Source organism: Polycladidibacter stylochi, from assembly GCF_001562055.1.
GTDB classification, from domain to species: domain Bacteria; phylum Pseudomonadota; class Alphaproteobacteria; order Rhizobiales; family Stappiaceae; genus Pseudovibrio; species Pseudovibrio stylochi.
The window spans coordinates 1-23,891 of the sequence record NZ_LLWE01000021.1; the positions used below are offsets into that span (position 1 = coordinate 1).

At 50.0% G+C, this 23,891-nt stretch carries 24 protein-coding genes; 16 read left to right on the forward strand and 8 right to left on the reverse strand.

Translation table 11 applies throughout. The features are described from left to right. Positions 1–278: 278 nt before the first annotated feature. The 6 genes from AYK67_RS06145 (at position 279) to AYK67_RS06170 (ending at position 6,412) form a co-directional block, all read left to right on the forward strand. Positions 279–623, forward strand: a complete 345-nt coding sequence (locus tag AYK67_RS06145; protein WP_082735675.1) for a TM2 domain-containing protein — start codon at positions 279–281, stop codon at positions 621–623. After that, the gene (locus tag AYK67_RS06150; RefSeq protein WP_068083825.1) at positions 620–1,042 is read left to right on the forward strand and encodes an NINE protein; all 423 of its coding nucleotides are present in this window, start codon (positions 620–622) and stop codon (positions 1,040–1,042) included. Before AYK67_RS06145 ends, AYK67_RS06150 begins: the two co-directional genes overlap by 4 nt. Before the next feature lie 115 nt (positions 1,043–1,157). Further along, complete coding sequence (locus AYK67_RS06155; protein ID WP_068083827.1) at positions 1,158–2,231, forward strand: DmpA family aminopeptidase; 1,074 nt, start codon at positions 1,158–1,160, stop codon at positions 2,229–2,231. Positions 2,232–2,325: 94 nt separating this feature from the next. Then, complete coding sequence (locus tag AYK67_RS06160; RefSeq protein WP_068083829.1) at positions 2,326–3,438, forward strand: ATP-dependent DNA helicase; 1,113 nt, start codon at positions 2,326–2,328, stop codon at positions 3,436–3,438. A 44-nt stretch (positions 3,439–3,482) separates the two neighbouring features. Beyond that, positions 3,483–5,936, forward strand: a complete 2,454-nt coding sequence (locus AYK67_RS06165; RefSeq protein ID WP_068083831.1) for a Tex family protein — start codon at positions 3,483–3,485, stop codon at positions 5,934–5,936. A gap of 17 nt (positions 5,937–5,953) precedes the next feature. Beyond that, positions 5,954–6,412 carry a YaiI/YqxD family protein gene (locus AYK67_RS06170; protein WP_068083832.1) on the forward strand — a complete coding sequence of 153 codons (459 nt, stop codon included), beginning with the start codon at positions 5,954–5,956 and terminating at the stop codon, positions 6,410–6,412. Between the two features lie 70 nt (positions 6,413–6,482). Here AYK67_RS06170 and AYK67_RS06175 read toward each other — a convergent pair whose 3' ends face one another. Further along, positions 6,483–8,255 (reverse strand): DEAD/DEAH box helicase, encoded by a 1,773-nt coding sequence (locus AYK67_RS06175; RefSeq protein ID WP_068083835.1) that lies wholly within the window; start codon positions 8,253–8,255, stop codon positions 6,483–6,485. 420 nt (positions 8,256–8,675) lie between these two features. On the opposite strand from AYK67_RS06175, the gene AYK67_RS06180 reads away from it, so the two are divergent. Next, entirely contained in the window at positions 8,676–8,891 is a 216-nt protein-coding gene (locus AYK67_RS06180) for a hypothetical protein (RefSeq protein WP_068083837.1), read from the forward strand. A gap of 81 nt (positions 8,892–8,972) precedes the next feature. Here the strand turns inward: AYK67_RS06180 and nqrM are convergent, their stop codons facing one another. Together nqrM and AYK67_RS06190 are read right to left on the reverse strand one after the other, a co-directional pair. Then, complete coding sequence (nqrM, locus tag AYK67_RS06185) at positions 8,973–9,218, reverse strand: (Na+)-NQR maturation NqrM (RefSeq protein WP_068083842.1); 246 nt, start codon at positions 9,216–9,218, stop codon at positions 8,973–8,975. Between the two features lie 127 nt (positions 9,219–9,345). Beyond that, positions 9,346–10,368: an FAD:protein FMN transferase gene (locus AYK67_RS06190; protein WP_068083846.1), complete on the reverse strand. Its 1,023-nt coding sequence runs from the start codon at positions 10,366–10,368 to the stop codon at positions 9,346–9,348. A gap of 598 nt (positions 10,369–10,966) precedes the next feature. Here AYK67_RS06190 and AYK67_RS06195 point away from each other — a divergent pair. From AYK67_RS06195 to AYK67_RS06230, 8 genes are all read left to right on the forward strand, one after another. Further along, entirely contained in the window at positions 10,967–12,316 is a 1,350-nt protein-coding gene (locus tag AYK67_RS06195; protein WP_068083848.1) for a Na(+)-translocating NADH-quinone reductase subunit A, read from the forward strand. A 2-nt stretch (positions 12,317–12,318) separates the two neighbouring features. Then, entirely contained in the window at positions 12,319–13,527 is a 1,209-nt protein-coding gene (locus AYK67_RS06200) for an NADH:ubiquinone reductase (Na(+)-transporting) subunit B (RefSeq protein WP_068083850.1), read from the forward strand. Beyond that, the gene (locus AYK67_RS06205) at positions 13,520–14,338 is read left to right on the forward strand and encodes a Na(+)-translocating NADH-quinone reductase subunit C (RefSeq protein WP_068083853.1); all 819 of its coding nucleotides are present in this window, start codon (positions 13,520–13,522) and stop codon (positions 14,336–14,338) included. Before AYK67_RS06200 ends, AYK67_RS06205 begins: the two co-directional genes overlap by 8 nt. Before the next feature lies 1 nt (position 14,339). After that, entirely contained in the window at positions 14,340–14,996 is a 657-nt protein-coding gene (locus tag AYK67_RS06210) for an NADH:ubiquinone reductase (Na(+)-transporting) subunit D (RefSeq protein ID WP_068083855.1), read from the forward strand. Positions 14,997–14,999: 3 nt separating this feature from the next. Further along, the gene (gene nqrE / locus AYK67_RS06215; RefSeq protein ID WP_068083856.1) at positions 15,000–15,608 is read left to right on the forward strand and encodes an NADH:ubiquinone reductase (Na(+)-transporting) subunit E; all 609 of its coding nucleotides are present in this window, start codon (positions 15,000–15,002) and stop codon (positions 15,606–15,608) included. Positions 15,609–15,621: 13 nt separating this feature from the next. Beyond that, on the forward strand, positions 15,622–16,845 hold the full coding sequence (nqrF, locus tag AYK67_RS06220; protein ID WP_068083857.1) for an NADH:ubiquinone reductase (Na(+)-transporting) subunit F: 1,224 nt from the start codon (positions 15,622–15,624) through the stop codon (positions 16,843–16,845). Between the two features lie 126 nt (positions 16,846–16,971). Continuing rightward, a complete protein-coding gene (locus AYK67_RS06225; RefSeq protein WP_068083858.1) occupies positions 16,972–17,301 on the forward strand; it encodes a DnaJ family domain-containing protein in 330 nt (109 codons plus the stop codon). A 147-nt stretch (positions 17,302–17,448) separates the two neighbouring features. Then, entirely contained in the window at positions 17,449–17,799 is a 351-nt protein-coding gene (locus AYK67_RS06230; RefSeq protein ID WP_162265087.1) for a hypothetical protein, read from the forward strand. Here the strand turns inward: AYK67_RS06230 and AYK67_RS06235 are convergent. After that, positions 17,796–18,287 carry a hypothetical protein gene (locus tag AYK67_RS06235; protein WP_068083864.1) on the reverse strand — a complete coding sequence of 164 codons (492 nt, stop codon included), beginning with the start codon at positions 18,285–18,287 and terminating at the stop codon, positions 17,796–17,798. The two genes, AYK67_RS06230 and AYK67_RS06235, sit on opposite strands and share 4 nt — an antisense overlap. A gap of 248 nt (positions 18,288–18,535) precedes the next feature. Between AYK67_RS06235 and AYK67_RS06240 the strand changes: the two genes are divergently transcribed. Continuing rightward, positions 18,536–18,868, forward strand: coding sequence for a DnaJ family domain-containing protein (locus AYK67_RS06240; protein ID WP_068083867.1), 333 nt, complete (start codon positions 18,536–18,538; stop codon positions 18,866–18,868). Between the two features lie 25 nt (positions 18,869–18,893). Here AYK67_RS06240 and AYK67_RS06245 read toward each other — a convergent pair whose 3' ends face one another. From AYK67_RS06245 to AYK67_RS06260, 4 genes are all read right to left on the reverse strand, one after another. After that, positions 18,894–20,147, reverse strand: a complete 1,254-nt coding sequence (locus AYK67_RS06245; protein ID WP_068083869.1) for a TCR/Tet family MFS transporter — start codon at positions 20,145–20,147, stop codon at positions 18,894–18,896. 82 nt (positions 20,148–20,229) lie between these two features. Further along, positions 20,230–21,036, reverse strand: coding sequence for an enoyl-CoA hydratase-related protein (locus AYK67_RS06250; protein WP_068083871.1), 807 nt, complete (start codon positions 21,034–21,036; stop codon positions 20,230–20,232). Continuing rightward, a complete protein-coding gene (locus AYK67_RS06255) occupies positions 21,026–21,892 on the reverse strand; it encodes a hydroxymethylglutaryl-CoA lyase (RefSeq protein WP_068083873.1) in 867 nt (288 codons plus the stop codon). Before AYK67_RS06255 ends, AYK67_RS06250 begins: the two co-directional genes overlap by 11 nt. Next, complete coding sequence (locus AYK67_RS06260; RefSeq protein WP_068083876.1) at positions 21,889–23,883, reverse strand: acetyl/propionyl/methylcrotonyl-CoA carboxylase subunit alpha; 1,995 nt, start codon at positions 23,881–23,883, stop codon at positions 21,889–21,891. The genes AYK67_RS06255 and AYK67_RS06260 overlap by 4 nt, the downstream gene beginning before the upstream one ends. Positions 23,884–23,891: the final 8 nt, after the last annotated feature.

Genomic DNA, 23,891 nt, shown 5'->3' on the forward strand with positions numbered 1-23,891 from the left:
CGGCCCAACATGGCCATCGGCGGCATAACACCTGCCACTAAACTAAAACTGGCAGCGTAACTCTACAGCCAAGCTCCTCCAAAAATGGGGGATTTCCCCTATAACTGATTGGGCCTTTATTCTAATATTTAAAACTAGTGTTATATTATCACATATAACTTCCACTAATAAGCTAAACTATAAGTAACATGATAATAAGTTAATAATATGTAAGATGAATACTTGATTTCTATTCTTGGTTGATATTAGAAATACCAATACTCTTATTGGGGATAGAAATGACAGAACAAACAATGAGCAATGCCACTATTGCCGCGCAATCAATGGCATTTTGTACAACTTGTGGTGAAAAAATAGCCAAAGCAGCTGTAGCTTGTCCAAAGTGTGGAGCACCAAACAGCTTGGCAGAACCGATGACTTCCGAAAAGCGTATGGTGCCAGCAGCTTTACTATGCTTCTTTTTAGGTGCGCTGGGGATCCATCGATTTTATGTAGGTAAAGTTGGTACGGGAATATTGATGCTTTTGACACTTGGTGGTTTGGGTATATGGACGCTAATTGATCTAATAATGATTATTGTTGGTGCTTTCAAAGACAAACAAGGCTTACCTTTGGCACGATGACAACGAATAACTCTTCAATCAATTTAAGTGGTTGGGGGTTTTGTGCCCATTGCGGGTGTAAAATAGCATTTACCGCTAAAATTTGCCCGCAATGTGGTGTACCTCAATTGTATTCATCAAGTAAAAAAGTTGATAATGTAAGTCCTAAAAATTATGGTGTTGCCGTAGCACTTTGTGGTATCTTCGGTATCCTGGGAATTCACCATTTTTATTTGGGTAATTTACTACATGGCCTTTTTGATTTTGGGTTATGCATCGCTGGAATTATGGCTTTCATCTCTGCTACAACTGAACCATCTATGCTTTTCGTTGCCCTTTTTCTGTTTTTATTAGATGCTATCCATACAGTTTTTGTATTTACTAAGCTGATAATTGGAAATCAAAAAGATGGTAAGGGTCGAATAGTATCTGCGCCCTAGCATGTAAAGAGCGTTTCCATCTGCATTCAGGGCTACAACCGATTGCTACTGAAAACGCTCTATAATAAATTATAGGCTCCTACATTTAATGTTTATAGTAAGGGCCTAAGAAACAATGAATAACACGCCAGACTTACCGCCATATTTGGTCGAAATTCAAAGCAGAATCGGCACCATGCCCAAAGGCATGCGCAACACCATCTGCGATGTGCCGGGAGTAAAACTGGCGCATCTCACCCTTAAGGAATGTGAGTGCCAAACCGGCGTCACCGCTTTAACGACACATAATGAGCATCCGTTTTATGTACGCACCCGTGCTGCTGCCCATGTGTTTAACGGCTTCGGTAAGTCCACTGGTCTTGTACAAGTAGAAGAACTGGGAGAGCTGGAAACACCGATTCTACTTACCAATACCTTAAGTGTCGGAGCCGCCAGTGAGGGGCTTATCCGCCACATGCTGGAAATTACACCGGAAATTGGTCTTGAAGCGGGCACAGTTAACCCCGTGGTGTTTGAATGTAATGATGGCTATTTGAACGATATTCGCGCCCTCAGTATACGGCCCGAACATGTGCTGGAAGCGCTGGGCAATGTCTCGCGGGATTTTGAACAAGGTGCTGTCGGGGCAGGGCGGGGCATGTCATGCTTTGGCTTGAAAGGCGGTATTGGTAGCGCATCGCGTCAGGTAAAAGTCGGCAATAATACATTCCATCTCGGCGTTCTGGTCCTATCCAATATGGGTCGGCTGCCAGACTTCATTTTAGCTGGTGAACCAATGGGTGAAGAGCTGCAACATTCAATTGATAAAATTGAAAATGGTCCTGAAAAAGGCTCGATTATTATGATCGTGGGTACGGACTTGCCTTTATCAGAGCGTCAGTTGAAGCGGGTCGCTAAACGCACAGGCGTTGGCTTGGCGCGTACCGGCTCCTATCTTGGCCATGGTAGCGGCGATATCGCGCTGGCATTCACAACCGCCGATCCGGTTTTATTCAAATCCCGCCGCAAAACCATGACAGTGGAACAGATTGACGAGCGGCGTATAGACCGTGTTTTCCGCGCAACTGCTGAAGCCACGGAAGAAGCTATCGTGAATTCAATGCTTTATGCGCAACCGGTCATAGGACGGGCTGGGAATAATCGTTATGCATTGGCCGATCTTCTTGCTGACTTGCAGAACAAGATGTGAACCGTGCCTATTAGGCAGGCGACGCCAGCGGTAAAATCGGCTATGAAACCATTTCAAAGTAAGATCGAACAAATTAGGGGCAGGGCCGCACTGTATGGATTGGTCACCACAACAGGATAACGCACTCAAGGAAGCCGCGGAATGGCTACGTTATGGCGGCCAACAGGTCTTCCGCCTCTTTGGCTACGCTGGGACAGGGAAAACAACACTGGCCCGCCATCTCGCCGAAGATGTGAACGGTGATGTGGCATTTGGCGCATTTACCGGCAAAGCGGCCCATGTTTTGCGGCAAAAAGGCTGTGAGGATGCCTCTACCATCCACTCGCTCATCTATCGTCCGAAAGGCACCAAACAAAGCGAAGAGGATGAAGACGAGGTCACGCCGCAGTTTACCATCAACCGCGACAGCGCTGCCGCCAAGTGTGATCTGATCATCATCGATGAATGCTCCATGGTCGATGAAGAGCTGGGGCGCGACTTGCTCTCCTTTGGCAAGAAAGTGCTCGTACTGGGCGATCCGGCCCAGTTGCCTCCAGTTAAGGGTGGCGGCTTTTTTACCGAGCAAGAACCGGATTTTATGCTCACCGAGGTACACCGCCAAGCACGCGACAACCCAATTGTCCGCCTTTCAATGGATATCCGCGAAGGGGGGGAGTTGAGTTATGGCCAGCATGGCGAAAGCGCGGTGATCTCAAGACGCGATATTAATAAGGATATCATCCTTGACGCCGATCAGGTGCTGGTAGGCACCAACAAAACCCGCAGGTTATATAACAACCGTATCCGCGAACTCAAAGGTTTTACAACGCAAATGCCTGCGGTTGATGACAAGCTGGTTTGTTTGCGCAACGACAAGCAAAAAGGCCTTCTCAATGGGGGGCTGTGGCACGTGAAGCGGTTGCGTCCGCCACGCGGCAATACCCTGCGCTTTGATGTGGTTTCGGAGGATGATTTTTCCAAATCCAGCGTTCAGGTTAAAGTACTCCCCTCCATGTTTGAAGAGGGAGCCGAACAACTGCCCTATGCCATTCGCCGCCGTGCAGACGAGTTTGATTACGGTTACGCCCTCACGGTGCATAAGTCACAAGGTTCGCAATGGGATAATGTGGTGCTGTTCGATGAAAGCTGGGCATTCCGCGATCATAAGCAACGCTGGCTCTACACAGCCGTAACGAGGGCCGCCCACAAAATCACTGTCGTGCGCTAACCCGCAATTCATTCTTTCATTCCTGGATCAAGCAAGAGAACTGCATGTCTGATTTCTCCGTTTCTTCAACACCATCTACACCAGCTGCTAAAGAGCTCTCTCCCGATATCGCACTGCGCATTGCCCGTAATATTGCCAGTGAAATTGGTTGTCAGCCCAATCAGGTAAACGCCACAGTACAGTTGTTGGATGAAGGCTCGACAGTACCGTTCATTGCCCGCTATCGTAAAGAGGTTACAGGCGGGTTAGATGATACACAGCTGCGCCAATTGGAAGAGCGCTTGATCTACATGCGCGAAATGGAAGATCGCCGTAAAGCCATTGTCAAATCGATCGATGAACAAGGCAAACTGACCGACGATCTGGCAAAGCTCATTGCGCAGGCAGATACCAAATCGGCATTGGAAGATTTATACCTGCCGTATCGCAAAAAGCGCCGTACCAAAGCCCAAATCGCCAAAGAAGCGGGCTTGGAACCTCTGGCAGATATGTTGTTGCAAGACCCCAACAAAACACCCGAGCAAGAGGCAACGGCCTTTATCGATGCCGAGAAAGGCTTTGCCGATAGCAAAGCGGTGCTGGATGGTGCGCGGCAAATTCTCATGGAACGCTTCTCCGAGGATGCCCAGCTGGTGGGTAAACTGCGTGATTACGTGTCCAAAAGCGGTACGGTCGGCTCATCTGTGGTCGAAGGCAAAGAGCAGGAAGGCGCGAAGTTCGCCGACTACTTCGACTATAATGAAAGCTGGAAGAATATTCCGAGCCACCGCGCCCTTGCGCTTCTGCGCGGGCGTAATGAAGGCATTCTGGCGATTGAGCTGAAGGTTGACGAAGACGACCAAAGCCCGGTGAAACCTGTAGAGCAGATGATTGCATCAGCCGCTGGGATAAAAAACAATGGCCGCCCGGCAGATAAATGGCTTTCCGATGTGGCCCGTTGGACTTGGAAGGTCAAGATCGGCTTGCACCTTGAGCTGGACCTTATGAATTCACTGCGTGAACGCGCCGAAGAAGAAGCCATTAACGTCTTCGCTCGTAATCTGAAAGACCTGCTACTAGCAGCTCCTGCCGGTGCTCGCGCTACGCTGGCGCTTGATCCGGGTATTCGTACCGGTGTTAAAGTGGCGGTGATTGATGCCACGGGTAAGCTGGTGGACACAGCAACCATATACCCATTTGCACCCAAGCACGATACCATGGGCTCGCTCGCCGTCCTTAAGGCGCTCATTGCCAAGCATGGTGTTTCGCTGATCGCCATTGGCAACGGTACAGCCAGCCGCGAAACCGATAAACTGGCAGCGGATCTCATCAAGGATATTCCGACAGAATTCCGCCCTACCAAGGTTGTGGTGAATGAAGCAGGCGCTTCGGTTTATTCAGCCTCCGCGCTGGCTGCAAAAGAAATGCCGGATGTGGACGTATCGCTGCGCGGTGCCGCTTCCATCGGTCGCCGTTTGCAAGACCCGCTTGCCGAGCTGGTAAAAATCGAACCCAAATCTATTGGTGTTGGCCAGTACCAGCACGATGTCAACCAAACCAAACTGGCCCGCTCGTTGGATGGTGTGGTAGAAGATGCAGTGAACGCCGTTGGTGTGGATTTGAATACCGCATCTGCAGCACTTCTTTCCCACATTTCTGGTTTAACCGAGTCGCTAGCCAAAGGCATCGTGGAATACCGTGATACGGTGGGGGCTTTTAAAAACCGCCGCGAAATTCTCAAAGTCTCGCGCTTGGGACCTAAAGCGTTTGAACAGTGCGCGGGCTTCCTGCGTATTACTGGTGGTGATAATCCGTTGGATGCTTCCTCAGTTCACCCCGAAGCATACCCTGTGGCGGAAAAAATCATCAAGGCTTGTGGCCGTGACCTAAGAGAAATAATGGGCTCTAAAGTGCTGGCGTCACTTGACCCGAAAGAGTTTATTTCCGAGCAATTCGGTCTGCCAACGGTAAAGGATATTTTTGCCGAGCTGGAAAAACCGGGCCGTGACCCGCGCCCAGAGTTTAAAACCGCCACCTTCCAAGAGGGCGTGGAAAAAATCTCCGACCTTAAACCGGGAATGATGCTTGAAGGCTCAGTGACCAATGTAACCAACTTCGGTGCCTTTGTGGATATCGGCGTGCATCAGGACGGTCTCGTCCACGTTTCGCAGCTCTCCGATAGCTTTGTTGATGACCCCCATAAAATCGTCAAGGCAGGCGATATCGTCAAGGTTAAGGTGGTTGAAGTCGATGTCCCGCGCAAGCGTATCGGTTTGACCATGAAAAGCGATAGTGCCGAAGCTCGTGAACAAGCCCGCGAGCGCGGTGCCGGTGGTCCGCGCTCTGGTGCCAACCGCAACAGCCCGCGTACTCACGCCGGACAAGGTGGCAAACCGCGCGGTGGTCAAGGGACACGCCAAAACCACGGTAAGGCAAATGCGGGGGGTCGTCAGGCACAAGATACCGGCAACAATGCCATGGCCGCAGCACTCGCAGCTGCATTCAACAAAAAGAAATAGGACCAAGGAGCATCCGCATGGCGCAAATTACCTCTAAAATCTATGTGGATGCCGACGCTTGCCCGGTAAAGGAGGAAATTTACCGGGTGGCAGAACGCTATAATCTGCCCGTCTATCTGGTCTCCAACAGCTTCATGCGTGTCCCGCGCGATCAGGAAGTCTTTTTCATTAAGGTGGAGGATGGTCCCGATGTGGCCGACGATTGGATCGCCGATACAGCCCAGCAGGGCGATGTGGTCATCACCCAAGATATTCCGCTAGCGCACCGCTGCTTGCAAAACAGTGTGCGGGTTCTCTCGCCCAAGGGCAAAGAATTTGATGACGCTTCTATCGGTATGGCATTGGCTACACGCGATTTGAAAGAGGACTTACGCTCGTTTGGCGAAATGACCGGTGGCCCCAAACCCTTCTCGGCGAAGGACCGTTCAACCTTTTTGCAGTCTTTGGACCGCGTACTCGTCTCGCTACGAAAATAACAGCGCTAATTCTATGATTTCCTCATAAAAGGCAAAAGAAAAGGGCGGTTCATGACCGCCCTTAATCATTTTAATCTTTGGAGCTTGGTTTGCCATCACGTGGCCCGCGCTCTCGGCGTTCACGACGCTCGCCGCGCTCACCACCACGTTCACGGTAAGGGCGCTTGCCACCGCCACCGCGATGACCACCACCACCGCCACCACGACGTGGCGGACGACGACCACCGCCTCCGCGGCCAGCTTCAGGGTTACCTTCAATACGGGTAATGGTGATGGACTTTTCGCCCGTACCATTTTCTTTAACCGCTTCAAGGAACTTGTCCGCGTGCTGTGGTGCCAGCTCAAAACGGCTGTCCGCATCAAAAATACGAATGGCACCAATATCTTTTTTGGTGATGTGGCCGGCACGGCAAATCATCGGTAGCAACCAGCGCGGCTCGGCATTGTGCTTACGGCCAACATTCAACCGGAACCAGACGCCACCTTCAAAGTCTTTGCGCTCACGCCGTTCACGTGGCTCACCACCTTCAACCTTTTCCAAAAGCTCTTCAGGTGCTGGCAGTGTCGCCTGCATTTGGCGCAGGTACGCAGCGGCCAGCTGCTCTGGAGAATACGCTTCCAGAAGCTCGGCAACAGCCTTGGCTTCGTCCTCACCAACAGGAGCAGATTCACTCAACGCTTCAAGCATACGCTTGTGGTCACGCTCCAAAATAGCATCGGCTGTCGGCGCGCTTTCCCACTCGGCTTTCACCTTGGCAAAGTGCAGCAAACGGCTGGCTGTACGCTTGCGGGTGTAAGGCACAATCAGTGCGCACACACCTTTACGGCCCGCACGGCCCGTACGACCGGAGCGGTGCAATAAAGTCTCGCCATTGGTTGGCAGATCAGCATGAACCACCAGATCAAGGTTCGGCAAATCGATACCACGGGCAGCAACGTCAGTTGCCACACAAATACGGGCACGACCATTACGCATGGCTTGTAGGGCGTTGTTACGCTCGGCCTGTGTCAATTCACCAGAAAGCGACACTACAGAGAAACCACGGTTGCCAAGGCGGGCAGACAGGTGCTTTACTGTTTCACGAGTACCGCAGAAGATTATTGTGTTTTGTGCTTCATGGTAGCGCAGCACGTTGATGATCGCGTTTTCACGGTCATTCGGCGCTACTTGTAGCACTTTGTAGCTGATGTCTTGGTGTTGCTCACGTGCCGCAATTGTTGAAATGCGCTTTGCGTCCCGCTGGAACTTCTTGGCAAGCGATTCAATTTGAGGGGGGACAGTTGCCGAAAATAGCAGTGTGCGGCGCTCGGAAGGCGCGGCACCTAAGATAAATTCAAGATCCTCGCGAAAACCCAGATCAAGCATTTCATCAGCTTCATCCAGCACGACAGTGCGCAAGGAAGACATGTCTAATGAACCGCGCTCAATATGGTCACGCAAGCGACCTGGCGTGCCGACCACGATATTGGCACCATGTTGCAGGTTGCGCCGCTCTCGGCGCATATCCATACCGCCAACACATGTTGCGATGCGTGCACCGGCTTCACCGTAAAGCCACTCAAGCTCGCGACTTACTTGTAGTGCCAACTCGCGTGTTGGAGCCACGGCAAGAGCAAGTGGTTCACGATTTTGGGAAATCTTTGATCCATCTGGCAGCAGTTCGGGGGCAATAGCCAGACCAAATGCAACTGTTTTACCAGACCCTGTTTGGGCAGATACCAGTAGATCTTGTCCTTGGAGCTCTTCAGCTAATACAGATTCCTGGACAGCAGTAAGGGTGGAATAACCTCGTTTTTCAAGCGCAGCAGTTAGGGTCGGGGCAACCCCTTCAGGTATCGTCATTCAGTTTTTTCTTTCAAAGGAAACCAGTGGTTGAAGCTGTTTCCGGGTGTTTGGCAACTGATGTCATCATATTCAGCCTAATCTTATAAAGATCATAAGGTCGTTGCACCGCGTATAAAACGCGGCAGCCGGTCCTCAAAGCGGTTCGTGCCATTTGCAAGAGTGTTTCTTGCAATTATATGACCTCACTGTCAGTATCTACTTAATGAATTCACAAAGTAGTCAGGAGGCAATCTGCGATGAACGCGTCGCCATTAGAGTAGGGTACATGCGCAGATAAACGAACCTGCGCCACATGCCTCAATACATAGGTTATTATCATTTCGTCAAGTGCGAACACGTTGCACAGGCAATAAGAATGCCGTATCCCTCTAACAAACAGCTATAAATACTCAATTGGGGAAACAAAGTAAGGTGCAAATGGGTGATTATCTAACGCAAATACCCAGCTGGTGGGGCGTGGTTTTTCTTGTAGTCTTTGCCATGGCAGGCAATCGCTTTCGCAACACATGGAAACAGCGCCCGAAAGGTTGGCAATTACACTGCTGGCTTTATGCAATTATAACCATATTGAGTTTTTCACTCATGGTATTTGGCAGTTTCGACTTCAGCCAAAACCTTACCAACGTAATGTAACCTGTTGATAGGATAAGCGAACTTATCGCTTGTCTATGCGAAAGTTAACAGGGCTTACCCTTTCCCACGAACCAGCCGTATTTAAGATGATAGGGTTTGATCGGCTTCAGCCTCAGCCTTTTGGCGGTTCTTACAAGGCTGCAGTTTTTCTTTAAGAGGGCTGTTTTTATCAATAGGCCGGTTACAAACCACACAATGGTCGGCATCGGAAATCGCGTTCAGCCCGCCACAACTACCGGTAATCGGTTTATTGCGAAACACTGCCCCAATAGACATACCGGCAACGATGAGCAACAGAACAACAAACGCAATGATAAAAGTCGACATTTCATTAATCCCTAACGCAAAAGCGTGATCTCGTTCACTAGCCCTTATGCCTTTCTGCGCGGATTTGCAAGGATATCTGTAGGGGCACAAGAAAAGAAGCGCCGCATAAGCAGCGCTTCACATAAAATTATTCAGCTTTTTCATAGGCCTTGAAGGCGGGTGAGCCAACCTGCCTGAAACCAGCACCATCACGGATAATCATAAACACAGGCAGCTGTAAACGTTCGGCTAAAGCCATGCCCTTTGTCTCGCCCAATGCAAATATTGCAGTGGCGAGGCCATCAGCACGAGTCGCATTTTCGGCAATAACAGTTACCGAGGCCAAACGATGTGCAATGGGCATACCCGTTACAGCATTAAGGATGTGTGAGGCTCGTTTGCCATTCACTTCCTTGTAATTCCGATAGTCACCTGAAGTCGCCATGCCTTTACCGCTGAGGTGAACAATGTGCTGCACACTGCCGGCAGCAGCATCCGGCTTTTCAATGCCAAGTACCCAGTCTTGTTTATGGGCATTATGACCTTTTGCAAATAAATCGCCGCCAATCTCGACCATATAATTGTCAAAGCCATTGGCTTCCAGAGTTGCCGCAACCTTATCAATACCGAAACCTTTGGCAATGGCAGAGAGGTTGACAGTGGTCTCGGGGTTCACCTTGCGCAGGGCAGGCGGATTATCTGCGTATTCCAGCATGCTGCTCATGCCAACGGAGGCTAATGCTTCTTGGATCGCTGCATCACTCGGGCGGGGTGGAGTGTCTTTTGAAGGTCCAAAGCCCCACAAGTCGATTAATGGGGCAAGAGTTACATCAAAATACCCGCTACTCTCGCGGTGTATTCTTAAGGCCTCGGACATCACCTTGCTAAAATCGCCGGAAATTGGGGTCCATTCTGTACTGCGTGATCGGTTGAAGTTTTCGACTTCAGAATCTTTGACCCAGTTAGAAAGACCCTGGTTTACTTTTTTCAAAGTCTGTTCAATCTCACGGTGGAGTACTTGCGCCGAAGCGGTTTTTTCGCCGACAATGGCTTTCACATGGTAAGTGGTACCCATTGTTTTGCCGGTTATAGTTATTTCTTCAAGGTTTGAAGAGCCTTGACCACAGCCGACTAAAACAAGGAAACAAATGATAACAATGAGTTTACGCATAAGCCGCCCCGACTATTAAAAGTGGGTTCCTTTTTCTAAGTACTTTTATATCTGTCAAGATACAAAATATGAGCAACAGGTGTTTAAAAGCAGTATATCTGTATCTAATCCTTCAACATAAATGCTGCCAGTACTAGAAAATAGCATAGATTCAAAACCTTATGACAGCACTTTCTGATATATTATAAATTATTGCAAAAACTAACCTATTAATTTTATGTAAGAAAATCTCAAGTTTTGTTGGTTCCCTTGGGTTATCCCTATTGAAAAATGTCGCAACTCAGGTTATTGCCCCGTAAAAATCCGTGTGACTTCATGTCAGTTAGGCAAAATCGACGCACTCTATTTGTGCGTGAGAGTTTTGCTTAGCGTGTGGATCTATGGATTGTCAGCCTTGAAAGATTGAGAAATACGCATTTAGGCCGTGCGTATTTCTGGACTGTAATTAACGTTATGAGACGCGATTGTGCTCTTGCATGGCTTTTGAGAGGGGCAATACAGCGAGCTGGAATATGAAGGCTCAGTTGTTTTGTAAAAGCCGGATGTATCGCTTCACAAAACCATATTTAGGTCACGCTAGAGCCAAGTAGGGCAAGGGATGAAAATAACAAAAGGTTTGGACCTGCCGATGACAGGCGCACCACTCCAAGAGATCTCAATGGGTCTCGCGGTGGGGCGTGTTGCCGTCAACGGTGGAGATTACATTGGGCTTAAACCGCGCATGCTGGTTGCCGAAGGTGAGACTGTCAAAAAAGGGCAACCTTTATTTGTCGACAAAAATTCACCGGAAATAAACTTTGTCGCACCAGGTGCTGGTGTGATTGAGGCGATCAACCGTGGGCCACGCCGCGTTTTGGAAACAGTTGTCATTCGCTTGGCTTCAACAGAAGAAGAGCTGGTTTTTGATAGCTATTCGGATGTCGAACTAAAAGCGGCTTCCGTTGATGCGGTGAAAAAGCAGTTGGCAGTCACAGGATTATGGAGTGCGTTCAAAACGCGCCCTTACTCCAAGATGCCAGCGCTGGAAAGTACGCCGCGCTCCATCTTTGTCACCGCGATGGATTCAAACCCATTGGCTGCTGATGCTGGCGTAATCATCAAGGCGAATGAAAAGGCATTTGAAGCGGGTTTACTTGTTCTGTCCAAATTGACAGAAGGCAAGGTTTTTGTCTGCCATTACTCTAAAGACAACCTGCCAGGCCAACAGGTAGAGCAAACCCAGTTTGCAGCCTTTGATGGCGTTCATCCAGCAGGTCTGGCTGGCACCCACATTCATTACCTTGATCCAGTCAATGAAGAAAAAACCGTTTGGTCCATCGGTTACCAAGACGTGATTGCTATTGGTAATCTGTTCTTGACCGGTAAGATCGACAGCCGCCGCACCATCGCTATTAGCGGTCCAATGGCCACAAAGCCGCGTCTTGTTACCACCCGTGAAGGTGCTGACCTTTCCAGCTTGCTAACTGGCGAATTCGATAAGGAACAGCCAACCCGGGTTATCTCCGGCTCGGTTCTGAGCGGCCGCCATGCACACGATCAGTTTGCCTATTTGGGACGTTTTCACACTCAAATTACTTTGATGGCAGAAGACACCAAACAAGATGTAATGGGCTGGGTACGCCCGTTCATGTCCAAGTGGTCGAATCTCAACGTCCATCCCTCCAGTTTGCTCCGCGGCAGCCTGAAGTTTCCGTTTGGCACCAATAAAAACGGTTCCATTCGTGCGATCGTGCCTTTGGGAACCTATGAAAAAGTCATGCCGCTTGATGTGCTGCCCACCCAATTGCTGCGTGCACTCATGGTGTTGGATACAGATATGGCACAAAAGCTGGGTGCACTTGAGCTGGACGAAGAAGATTTGGCTCTGTGTACCTTCATTTGTCATTCTAAAAACGAGTACGGTGCGGCCCTGCGTGCCAACCTCGAAAAAATCGAGAAAGAGGGCTGATCGTGGGATTACGTAATCAACTCGATAAAATAGCGCCGCTCTTTGAAAAGGGCGGTAAGTACGAGAAGTTCTACGCCATCTACGAGATGGTTGATACTTTCCTCTACACCCCCAAAACCGTAACCTCCGTTGCCCCGCATGCCCGTGATCACGCCGATTTGAAACGCGTGATGACTTACGTGGTACTGGCAACAATCCCCGCGATTTTGATGGGTATGTACAACACCGGCTATCAGGTAAACATGGCTATCTCAGCTGTGGGCTCTATTGAAGCTGGTGGCTGGCGTGCTGTTATCCTTGACATGTTGGGTGTTGGCTTCAATGCCAACAGCATTTTTGCAAATATTGCCCACGGCGCTCTTTACTTCCTGCCAATCTATATTGTCACGCTGGCTGTTGGCGGTATTTTCGAAGTAATCTTTGCCACCGTACGCGGCCATGAAGTCAACGAAGGCTTCTTCGTGACTTCCATGCTCTACACGCTCATCATGCCCGCAGGCACGCCATTGTGGCAGGTTGCCCTTGGCATCGCCTTTGGTGTGGTATTGGGTAAAGAAGTCTTTGGCGGTACCGGCAAAAACTTCCTCAACCCGGCACTGACAGGGCGTGCGTTCCTCTACTTCGCTTATCCGGCATCCATGACAGGTGATACCGTCTGGACGCCAGTTGACGGCTTCTCTGGTGCGACCGCACTGGGCATCACTGCAAACGAAGGCGTTGCCGGTCTTGCAGACCACGGCATCAACTGGATGGATGCATTTATTGGTACTGTTCAAGGCTCGTTTGGCGAAACCTCGGTTGTGGCAATTACAATCGGTATGGTGTTCTTGGTTGCCACAGGCATTGCCAACTACCGCCTGATTGTCGGCTGTTTAGCGGGCATGATCGGCTTTACACTGTTGCTCAATTTTGTCGGATCCGACACCAACCCGATGTTTGCCATGCCTTGGTATTGGCATCTGGTAACAGGCGGCTTCTACTTCGGTCTGGTGTTCATGGTCACCGAGCCGGTAACTGCTGCCATGACCAACCCGGGCCGTTATATTTACGGTGCCCTGATTGGCTTCATGTGCATCATGATCCGCGTCATCAACCCGGCGTTCCCGGAAGGCATGATGCTGGCCATCCTGTTTTCTAATATCTTCGCCCCGCTCATCGACTATTTCGTCGTAAAAGCCAACATCAAGCGGAGGATGCAGCGCCATGCTTAAGGCCAATCCTGAATTTACCCCAAAGCAGGGTTTATGGGCCCGCTTTATGGCAATGCCGCTGGATTCTGCCCCGCGTACCATTGCGATTACCGTTGTGCTTTGTCTGTTCTGCGCCATGATTGTGTCAGCTGCGGCTGTGATGCTCAAGCCACAGCAGGAACTGAACAAAACCCTCGATAAAAAAGTCAATATCCTCAAAGTTGCTGGCCTCTATAAAGAAGGCATCAACGTGGATGAGGTCTATAAAAGTGTCGAGCCACGCGTTGTCGATCTCAAGAGCGGCAAATTCGTCAAAGATATTGATGCAGCGTCCTTTGACCAGCGCAAGGCTGCCAAAAATCCGGCAACCAGCACCAAACTGGTAAACGATCCCGCTTCCATCAAGCGTCAGGCAAAACAGGCATCTGTTTACCTCATTCGCAACGATGCTGGTGATATCGAGCGCATTATACTGCCAGTTCATGGCTATGGTCTGTGGTCAACGCTGTACGGCTTCATTGCTCTGAACGCCGATGGCAACGACATCTACGGCCTGCGTTTCTACCAGCATGGTGAAACACCGGGTCTGGGTGCGGAAGTTGAGAATCCCAAATGGATGGCTCAATGGCCGGGCAAAAAGGTATATGGCGACAATGGCGATGTCCGCATCACCGTTTCTAAAACCGCGGGTCCGGATGCGGATAAATTCCACATCGATGCGCTGGCTGGTGCAACCTTGACCTCACGCGGCGTCGACAATCTTGTAAAATTCTGGATGGGCGAGCAGGGCTTCCAGCTCTTCCTTGATAATTTGAAGAAGGGAGCGGCATAAAATGGCTTTAAAAGACAAAACCATGCTTATCGACCCGCTTGTCGATAACAACCCAATTACCCTTCAGGTTCTGGGTATCTGTTCGGCACTGGCGGTAACCTCTTCACTCAAAGTGGCATTGGTGATGGCGATCGCCGTGACTTTGGTGACAGCGTTCTCCAACTTCTTCATCTCACTGATCCGTAACCAGATCCCGTCTTCTGTACGCATCATCATCCAGATGGTAATTATTGCCTCGCTGGTGATCTTGGTGGACCAGATCCTCAAAGCGTACTTCTTTGAAATCTCCAAAACCCTCGCGGTTTTTGTGGGTCTTATCATCACCAACTGTATCGTGATGGGCCGTGCAGAGGCATATGCCATGAAGAACCCGCCCATCCCGTCTTTCTTGGACGGTATCGGTAATGGTTTGGGCTATGGCCTCATTCTCATGCTGGTGGGTACCATCCGCGAGCTGTTTGGCTCCGGCTCTCTGTTTGGCGTTCAGATTCTGGAAACCGTTAACAACGGTGGCTGGTATGTGCCAAACGGCTTGTTGTTGCTGCCGCCTTCATCCTTCTTCGTGATTGGCCTGCTGATTTGGGCATTCCGCACATGGAAGCCGGGGCAGGTTGAAAAACGTGAATATAAAATCATGGAATCCGAGGGGTCGCACTAAGCCATGGAAGGTCTCGTATCTCTCTTCGTCAAGGCGATCTTTATCGAAAACCTTGCACTTTCCTTCTTCCTCGGCATGTGTACCTTCCTTGCCGTTTCCAAGAAGGTAGAAACCGCCCTTGGTCTGGGTATTTCAGTTGTCGTTGTGCAGGCCATCACCATACCGGTGAACAACCTGCTATACACCACACTGCTGAATGACGGGGCATTGGCTTGGGCTGGCCTGCCGGATGTTGATTTGCGCTTCTTGGGTCTAATCAGCTTTATTGGTGTGATTGCCGCTATTGTGCAGATTCTCGAAATGGTGCTCGATAAGTATGTGCCAGCGCTTTACAACGCGCTTGGCATCTTCTTGCCGCTGATTACCGTGAACTGCGCCATTATGGGTGGCTCGCTGTTCATGATGGAGCGCGATTACACATTCGTTGAATCATCCGTTTACGGTGTGTCCTCCGGTATTGGCTGGGCACTGGCGATTACTGCAATGGCCGGTGTGCGTGAAAAACTGAAATACTCTGACGTTCCAGATGGTCTGCAAGGCCTTGGCATCACCTTCATCACTGCGGGTTTGATGGCCATGGGCTTTATGGCCTTCTCTGGCGTCAAACTGTAAGGGGAGCTGAAAAATGATTGAGTTTTCAGCGGGTATTACCCTCTTTATCCTGATCGTGCTGGCTTTGGTCACCATTATTCTAATGGCGCGTAAAAAGCTGGTTTCCTCCGGTAACGTTAGCATTGATATTAACGGCGAAAAAACGATTTCCGTTCCTGCCGGTGGTAAGCTGCTCAACGTTCTGGCAGATCAGAAAATCTTCGTCCCCTCCGCTTGTGGTGGTGGCGGTACCTGTGCCCAGTGCCGCGTAAAGGTGCACGAAGGTGGCGGTTCTATTCTGGCAACAGAAGAAAGCCACATCACCAAGCGCGAAGCCCGCTCTGGTGACCGCTTATCCTGTCAGGTTGCTGTAAAGCAGGACATGAAAATCGAAGTGCCGGAAGAAGTATTTGGCGTGAAGAAGTGGGAGTGTACAGTGCGCTCCAACGAAAACGTTGCCACCTTCATCAAGGCACTGGTGTTGGATCTGCCAGAGGGCGAGGATGTTAACTTCCGCGCTGGTGGTTATATCCAGATCGAAGCACCAGCCCACAAGCTGAAGTATACCGATTTCGACATCGAAGAGCAGTACCGTGAAGACTGGGACAAGTTCAACCTGTGGCAGTACGAGTCCATCGTTGATGAGCCTGTCGAACGCGCCTACTCCATGGCCAACTATCCGGAAGAAAAAGGCATGATCATGCTGAACGTGCGTGTGGCTTCCCCACCGCCGGGTAGCACAGGCATTCCAGCCGGTAAGATGTCATCGTTCATCTTTAACCTGAAGCCGGGTGACAAGGTGACAATTTCCGGTCCGTTTGGTGAGTTCTTTGCCCGCGAAACCGACAAGGAAATGGTGTTCATAGGTGGTGGTGCCGGTATGGCGCCAATGCGCTCGCACATCTTCGACCAGCTCAAGCGTTTGGAAAACCGTGACCGTAAGATTACCTTCTGGTACGGTGCCCGCTCCAAGAAAGAAATGTTCTTCGTTGAAGATTTCGACCAGCTGGCCAAAGAATTCCCGAACTTCACATGGCATGTGGCGCTTTCTGATCCGCAGCCAGATGATGACTGGGACGGTTACACCGGCTTTATCCATAACGTACTCTACAACGAGTACCTGAAGGATCACGCCGCACCGGAAGACTGCGAATACTACATGTGTGGTCCGCCAATCATGAACTCCTCCGTGATCAACATGCTGCTTGATCTGGGCGTTGAGCGTGAAGACATCATGCTCGATGATTTCGGCGGCTAAACCACTTGCTTAAAAGCTGAAAACCGGCCTTCTGAACGAGGCCGGTTTTTTTGTCGCAAAATTACATCTTGCAGCCAAAAGCAAAAGCGACCAAATAAAGCAGGCATTAATAAAGGACAGGTCAACATGTTCGGTTTTGATAATCTCATTGAGCGGCAAATTCAAAAGGCGCAGCAAGAAGGGCAATTCGATAACCTCGAAGGGGCAGGCAAGCCGTTTCCCAAGCGCAACCCGCACGTTGACCCCATGGAAGAATTCCTCTATCGCGTGATGGCAGAAAATGGTGCCGTTCCTAAAGAAGTCGAGCTGAAAAAAGAAGTTGATGCACTTAGAGAGCAACTGGCGAGCTTGACAGATGAAACAGAGCGCAAGGCAATAATGCGCCAGATGGCCGATGTGCAACTGAAAATAGATATGGAACGCGAAGCCCGCCTCAAGCTCGCTAGGCATAAGTGATAGGTGCGGAGCTATTTACCAATTCATCTATGGGGGCTAGGCTAAGTCATTTCAAATAGTGAGTTAGCCAATGTATATTGATCGATTAAGCCTCATTTTCATTTTAAGGTTATTTTTTGTATTCTATTTTTTTATACGATGCCTTCCGTGGTATATTGGGCGGTATTTGAAAGCGAAGCCACATTACCACCCTTAGGTATTTCAGAAAATATGTGGCCTATGGTAGCTGTTTTTGCTTTTATGATGCCTTCATTACTTTATAAAGAACACAAATTACGCTTGAAACTGCCGGCAGTTTTCATCCTCACTACAATCGGGACAATTTGGGTTGTGTTTGCGAATGCACTTGCGGTTTACTTGAGTTTGTTTTTTGTGCAATCAGAGAGTATTACCGCTCTAAACATCCTACTTGATGCGATTCACATAATAAGTATCGCCCCCGCCCTTTTTCTGGGCCTTTGGTTGGGAGGGAAGTTTGAACACTGGCGGCATAATTAATTATTTATTTGAACATTATAAACGACAGTAAAAGGTGGGTTCTTGGTATCAATCAGAGACTTTAATTGCTCAAGTTCCTCTTGAGAACCAATCTTACCAACGACATAAATTTTGCAAACATCCTCGGCATTCCCGCTAATAAGAATGTCATCGTAGGCAGGGTTATTTCGAATTTTATTTGTATACCATGGCTCAAGCCAGCGATTTAGGACCAACACAGTTTTACCTAAATCGCTTTGCATATAGTCAATATCGCAAGACATTTCACGAACGGCAAAATTAAGATCATCACGCAGGTCTTTAGTTATAAAAGGTTTGATTTGTAATAGTATTTTTCGAATATTAGATAGCTCTTTTTTTGAGCTGACTGGCTTAAGAAGAGTACTTTCCATATCTTTGTTAAAGTTAGTACCGAGTTCCGTTCTTATTTCATCAATTAAGTTATCATCAAGTTGAATAGTTGATAAAAATTTTTCCCATGTACTCAAAACGATATACCCTCAAATTTGAAATGATAAATAATGAATGTTCTTAGTATTAGGCGGTATAGATATTATTATAATTTGTCTGCTTTTACTTTTAGCGTTTTGATGCCACATCGTCAAAACATGAATTGAAGAATACTATTGGATTTCAATAGAGACATTTATAAAGTATATCAGGTCGCGCTACTTAAAAACGCCATCTGGCACCAATATATCCATAGGGTGAGAAAAAGCCTATCGCGGAGGTTACCATGGCCAGAGGGTTGGACGCATTAATCGAACGTCAGATGATGAAAGCCAAAAGCCAAGGGCAGCTCTCTGATATTGCCGGTGAGGGCAAACCCCTGCCACGCCGTTATGGTGTACACCCCAAAGATGTCAGCGAAGCCCTGCAATTTCGAATGAAAGCTGATAACCAGCTCCACAAAGACCCACAGCAGCTGGATGAAGCTATTCAAATGGCCCGCCAGGCCGTCATGGCTGCAAGCGATGCAGCAACCAAAAAACTGGCACAAAAGAAACTTGCGACCCTGGAACTACAAAAAACCATCGAGGCTGAAGCGAGAGCAGGCCTACTGCGCTAAGCCTCTGTGCTAGCGCGATTACCAGCTATGAATGGCGTTGCTGGCGCAAGCGTTGTAAGGCGCGCCAAAAGGTTAAAAGCCCGGCAAGCATTGCGACAAACGCCAGTAAAAACGGCGCACCGGGGAAATAAACAGTTTCCTCATGGTGTGTCGCCGCTGTAAACAATTGCGTCATAACCAGCGTAGAAACCACCATCGTCAGCCCGAAGAGGCTGGAAAGCGCTCCTTGCATGGTGCCTTGATAATCTTGTGGCACCAAGCAGCTCATCAATCCGGTAAGGGCAGGGGGTACTAATGCCCCTAAAACAGAAAGCGGTAGCAACAGCATAATGGTTAGGTTGTTTTGCGCCAAAGCAAAACCCAAAAGTGCCAGTGTTGCGCATAAAAAGCCCACCAGTGCCGTGGTTGCTTCACCGTATTTGGGCACAACAAAACGAATAAGCCCGCCTTTCACGCCGGAAAAACCAAAACCGACAACAGCGAGCGAGAGCCCCACCTGTGTACTCGACCAACCAAACGCCTCCATCGTAAAATATGGCCAAATAACGGTATAAGCATTATTGGCAAACTGGAACAATACCAGCGCGGTCATAAACCAGCCTATGCGACTTAGCCGCACAATTTGCGTGACTGCACCAATCGGGTTGGCTTTATGAAAGGAAAAAGCGCGCCGCCGATCATTTGGCAATGTTTCAGGCATATAAAACAGCCCATAGGTCAAGGTTAGCGCCATTAAAATGGCGGCGCAATAAAACGGCACCCGCGTACCGATTTCCCCCAGCACACCGCCAATAACCGGCCCAAAAATAAACCCGGCCCCAATGCATGCTCCCACCATGCCAAAACGTTTGGCGCGGGTTCGGTTGCCAGAAATATCGGCAATCGAGGCATAGGCTGTGGCATAGGTTGCACTTGCAGCCCCCGCAATCAGCCTGCCAACAAATAATAGCCATAGGCTCTGCGTAAAAGTCATGATTAAATAATCAATCACCAGTACAAATAGCGAAAAGAGCAATACCGGCCGTCGTCCAAATCGGTCCGAAAGTGCGCCATAGGTCGAGCCACATAAAAATTGCATACCAGCATAAAGCGCCGCGATGTAGCCGCCAAGTGCTGCGGCCCCGCTAATATCGCGAGCACTGAGTTCGGTAATCAGTGAAGGCATTACGGGTATAATTAAACCCGCCCCCACAGCATTTAAAAAGCTGGTGCCACCAATGAAAATTAAAATTGCGATAGGGCGCTTGTTCTTTGCTTGGGGCACAGGGGAAGCAGGCATTGTTTTCTCTTTAAATCAACATGCCGCTATGTATCAGACAAGCCGGTGAAGTAAAGAAAAAACAATGCGCTTAATATAAGGACTAATCGGCAGCCTTTGCGTTTTTCATTTGCTCCTTAGCGCCCATTTGGGCAAAAAACGATGCAATTGCCTTCTGTGCTTCATCACTTTCCCATCGGTCTGCCAGTTTTTCTACTGAATGGGCCACCTGTTCCTTTTGAGAAGAGCGAGACAAGTACAGGCAAAGTTGCTTGGCTTCACTTACTGCCCCGGGTGCGCAGCGCAAGAACGCATCCGCTTCTTCCAATGTGGCATCTCCAAGCTGACGCGAGTTCACAACCTGGCTGACCAGCCCCAGCCGTTGCGCCTCATGCGCCGAAAAACTTTTAGCATTCATAAAAACTTGCCGTGCAGCACCTTCTCCGAGGCGGCGTACCACGTATGGGCCAATAGTTGCCGGTATAAGCCCAAGTCGGGTTTCGGTAAGCGCAAACTGGCAATCATCTGCAGCCACCACAATATCGCAAACGCTCAACAAACCAACGCCACCGCCGTAAGCTGGTCCATTGACCTTGGCAATAATCGGCTTAGTGAAATTGTCTATGCGCTCTAACATCTTGGCAAGGCGCGTTGCTTCGTCAATTTTTGCCTGCCGCGGTTTTCGTGCTTGGTCTTGCATCCACTTCAAATCGCCACCAGCACAAAAAGTTCTACCAATAGCTGCAAGTATAACCACACGGGTTTCCGTGTCTTTTTCAAGTATATTTAAAATTGAAACAAACTCATCCATCATTTGGGAATTGATGGCATTACGTTTTTCAGGCCGATCTAGGCTAATTGTTGTTATTCCAGATTCCAGATTTTCAATGCGCAGCGTTTCATAAAACATGGTTGCGTTCCTTCAACTGGTGGCAATATCTTTCCGCTTTCTCCAATGCATCTACGTCAAGCCCTGTAATATATCCTAAAGAATGCGCCAGCCTTGCAACTGCAACCGTACTAACGTTTCCCTTGGCTCCGGGCGCATAGGGGCAACCTCCCATACCGCCAATCGCGCTGTCAAAAACACGTAAACCTAGATTGAGTGACGCCGCCACATTTTCAAGCGCCCGATCTCCCGTATCATGAAAATGACCAGCTACTTGTGCTGCATCACATGTTTTCAGCACGGCGTTCAGCATTGCTTCTGTTGTTGCCGGTGTGCCAGCGCCAATCGTATCTCCAAGCGAAACCTCGTAGCAGCCCATATCCAGCAGCCGCCGTGTTACCTTTGCCACCTGCTCGGGCGTTGTTGGCCCATCATAAGGGCAGGCAATCACACAGGAAACATAGCCGCGCACGGGCATGCCCTCGGTGCGGGCGCGAGTAATAACGGGGGCAAAACGCCCAAACGCCTCATCAATGGAGCAATTGATGTTGGCCTTGCTAAACCCTTCAGAGGCAGAGCCAAACACAGCAACCTCGTCAGCGCCAGCTGCAACCGCCGCCTCATAGCCACGCATATTTGGGGTGAGGGCGGTATACTTCACCCCTTCCTTGCGCGTGATGCCCGCCATAACTTGTGCAGCGTCGGCCAGCTGTGGCACCCATTTAGGCGAAACAAAACTGGTTGCCTCTATCTTTTCATAGCCACAAGCTGAGAGCAGATTGATAAGTTCTATCTTTGCCTCGGTCGCAATGATGCGCTTTTCGTTCTGCAAGCCGTCACGCGGTGCCATTTCGACGATTTTTACCTGCTTACTCATGCCGCTTCCTCCTCTAGGGAAAGCAGCAGTTGCCCCTCATTGACTTGCGCGCCCTCTGCCACATGCACGCTGGCCACCACGCCATCTCGCGGGGCTTTGAGCGCATGTTCCATCTTCATTGCTTCGCTAATCACCAGCGTTTGCCCTGCTTGCACTGTGTCGCCTGCCGCCACTTGTACCGCCAAAACAAGCCCTGGCATGGCAGCGCAAATGCTATTGCCAGCCTCTGTGCTGTCATCCTCGGCAGTTAATTGGTCAAGCGCAGTGAAAGCGTAGTGCTCTGCCTCGCATGCAACTGAAATTTGCATTCTGTGTTGTGAAACGCGGTAGGTCCTTTGCTGCCCTTGGCTCTTCACGCGCAGGTTTTCGCCTTCCTTGGCGATGATTTGCAGCTCAACATGCTCATCACCAATCGCAGCAGTAAAGCGGTTTGCCGCTAGAATGCCAAGTGTGACATCAAGCAGCGCATCGCCCCATTGCAAATGGCAATGCTGTGTTGCAGATCCAAAGTGCCGCCAGCCGGTGAGCGATGCAAACGGCTCTTTTGCATCTTGTCCGGCTTGATCTTGTAGCAAACCCAGCTCGGCAATGGCAGCGAGCGCGATTATGAGAGATGACGGCTTTGCCGGCAGGGTGAGGCTCTCGAGCTGGCGGTCAATAAGCAGGGTGTTCATTTCGCCAGCCACAAATTCTGGCTGTTGTGATAGGCGAAGCAAAAACGCTGCGTTGGTTGTGGTGCCTTCTATATTCGTTGCGAGAAGGGCCGCTTTCAGCTTGGCAAGCGCGCTGGCGCGGTCATTTCCATGCACAATGAGCTTGGCGATCATCGGGTCGTAATAGGGAGTAATGCTATCACCAGCACGTACCCCGCTATCCACTCGCGCCAATTCAAAGGGTAAGTTAAGAGCCGCAATCTCGCCAATGGCTGGCAGAAAGTTGTTTGCTGGATCTTCTGCATAAACGCGCGCCTCAAAGCTGTGGCCGCGCATTTGCAACGCGTTCTGCCTTTTTGGCAAAGGAGCACCTGCCGCCACTTGCAACTGCCACAACACCAGATCTTCGCCGGTGATTGCTTCGGTTACGGGGTGCTCCACCTGCAAGCGGGTGTTCATCTCCATAAACCAGAACTTGTCAGCCTGTAGCCCGTTTGAGCTATCGCAGATGAATTCAACCGTGCCAGCCCCCTCATAGCCCACCGCTTGCGCGGCTTTTACAGCAGCAGCGCCCATGATTTCGCGCATATCGAAGCTCATGCCGGGGGCGGGGGCTTCCTCAATCACCTTTTGGTGGCGCCGCTGTAGCGAACAATCGCGCTCGAACAAATGCACAGCATTGCCGTGGCTATCGGCAAAAACCTGTACTTCCACATGGCGGGGGCTGGCGATGTACTTCTCTATCAGCACATGCCCATCGCCAAAGCTGGCAAGGCCCTCGCGCTGGGCGCTTAGCAAAGCCTCATGAAAATCATCCGCCTGCTCTACTTTGCGCATGCCTTTGCCGCCACCGCCCGCGCGGGCCTTGATCAACACCGGATAGCCGATCAGTTCGGCCTGCCTTGCTAAAAAATCCACTTCCTGTTCCTCGCCATGATATCCCGGCACCACCGGCACACCCGAGCGCGCCATTAAGGCTTTGGCGGTATCTTTTAGCCCCATGGCGCGAATAGCACGGGCAGGCGGGCCGATAAACGTCAGCCCGGCCGCTTCCACGGCCTCGACAAACGCCGGATTTTCAGAAAGGAAACCATAGCCGGGGTGTATCGCCTGTGCGCCGCTGGCGAGCGCTGCGGCTATGATCCGCTCAATGTTGAGATAGCTCTCGCCAACGGTAGAGCCGCCAATGTGATAGGCCTCATCTGCCATGGCCACATGCAGCGCGTTTTCATCCGCATCAGAGTACACCGCCACAACACAAATGCCTTGCGCCTTGGCGGTGCGGGCAATGCGGCAGGCAATTTCACCACGATTTGCAATCAGGATTTTGCTGAACATCTCCGCGC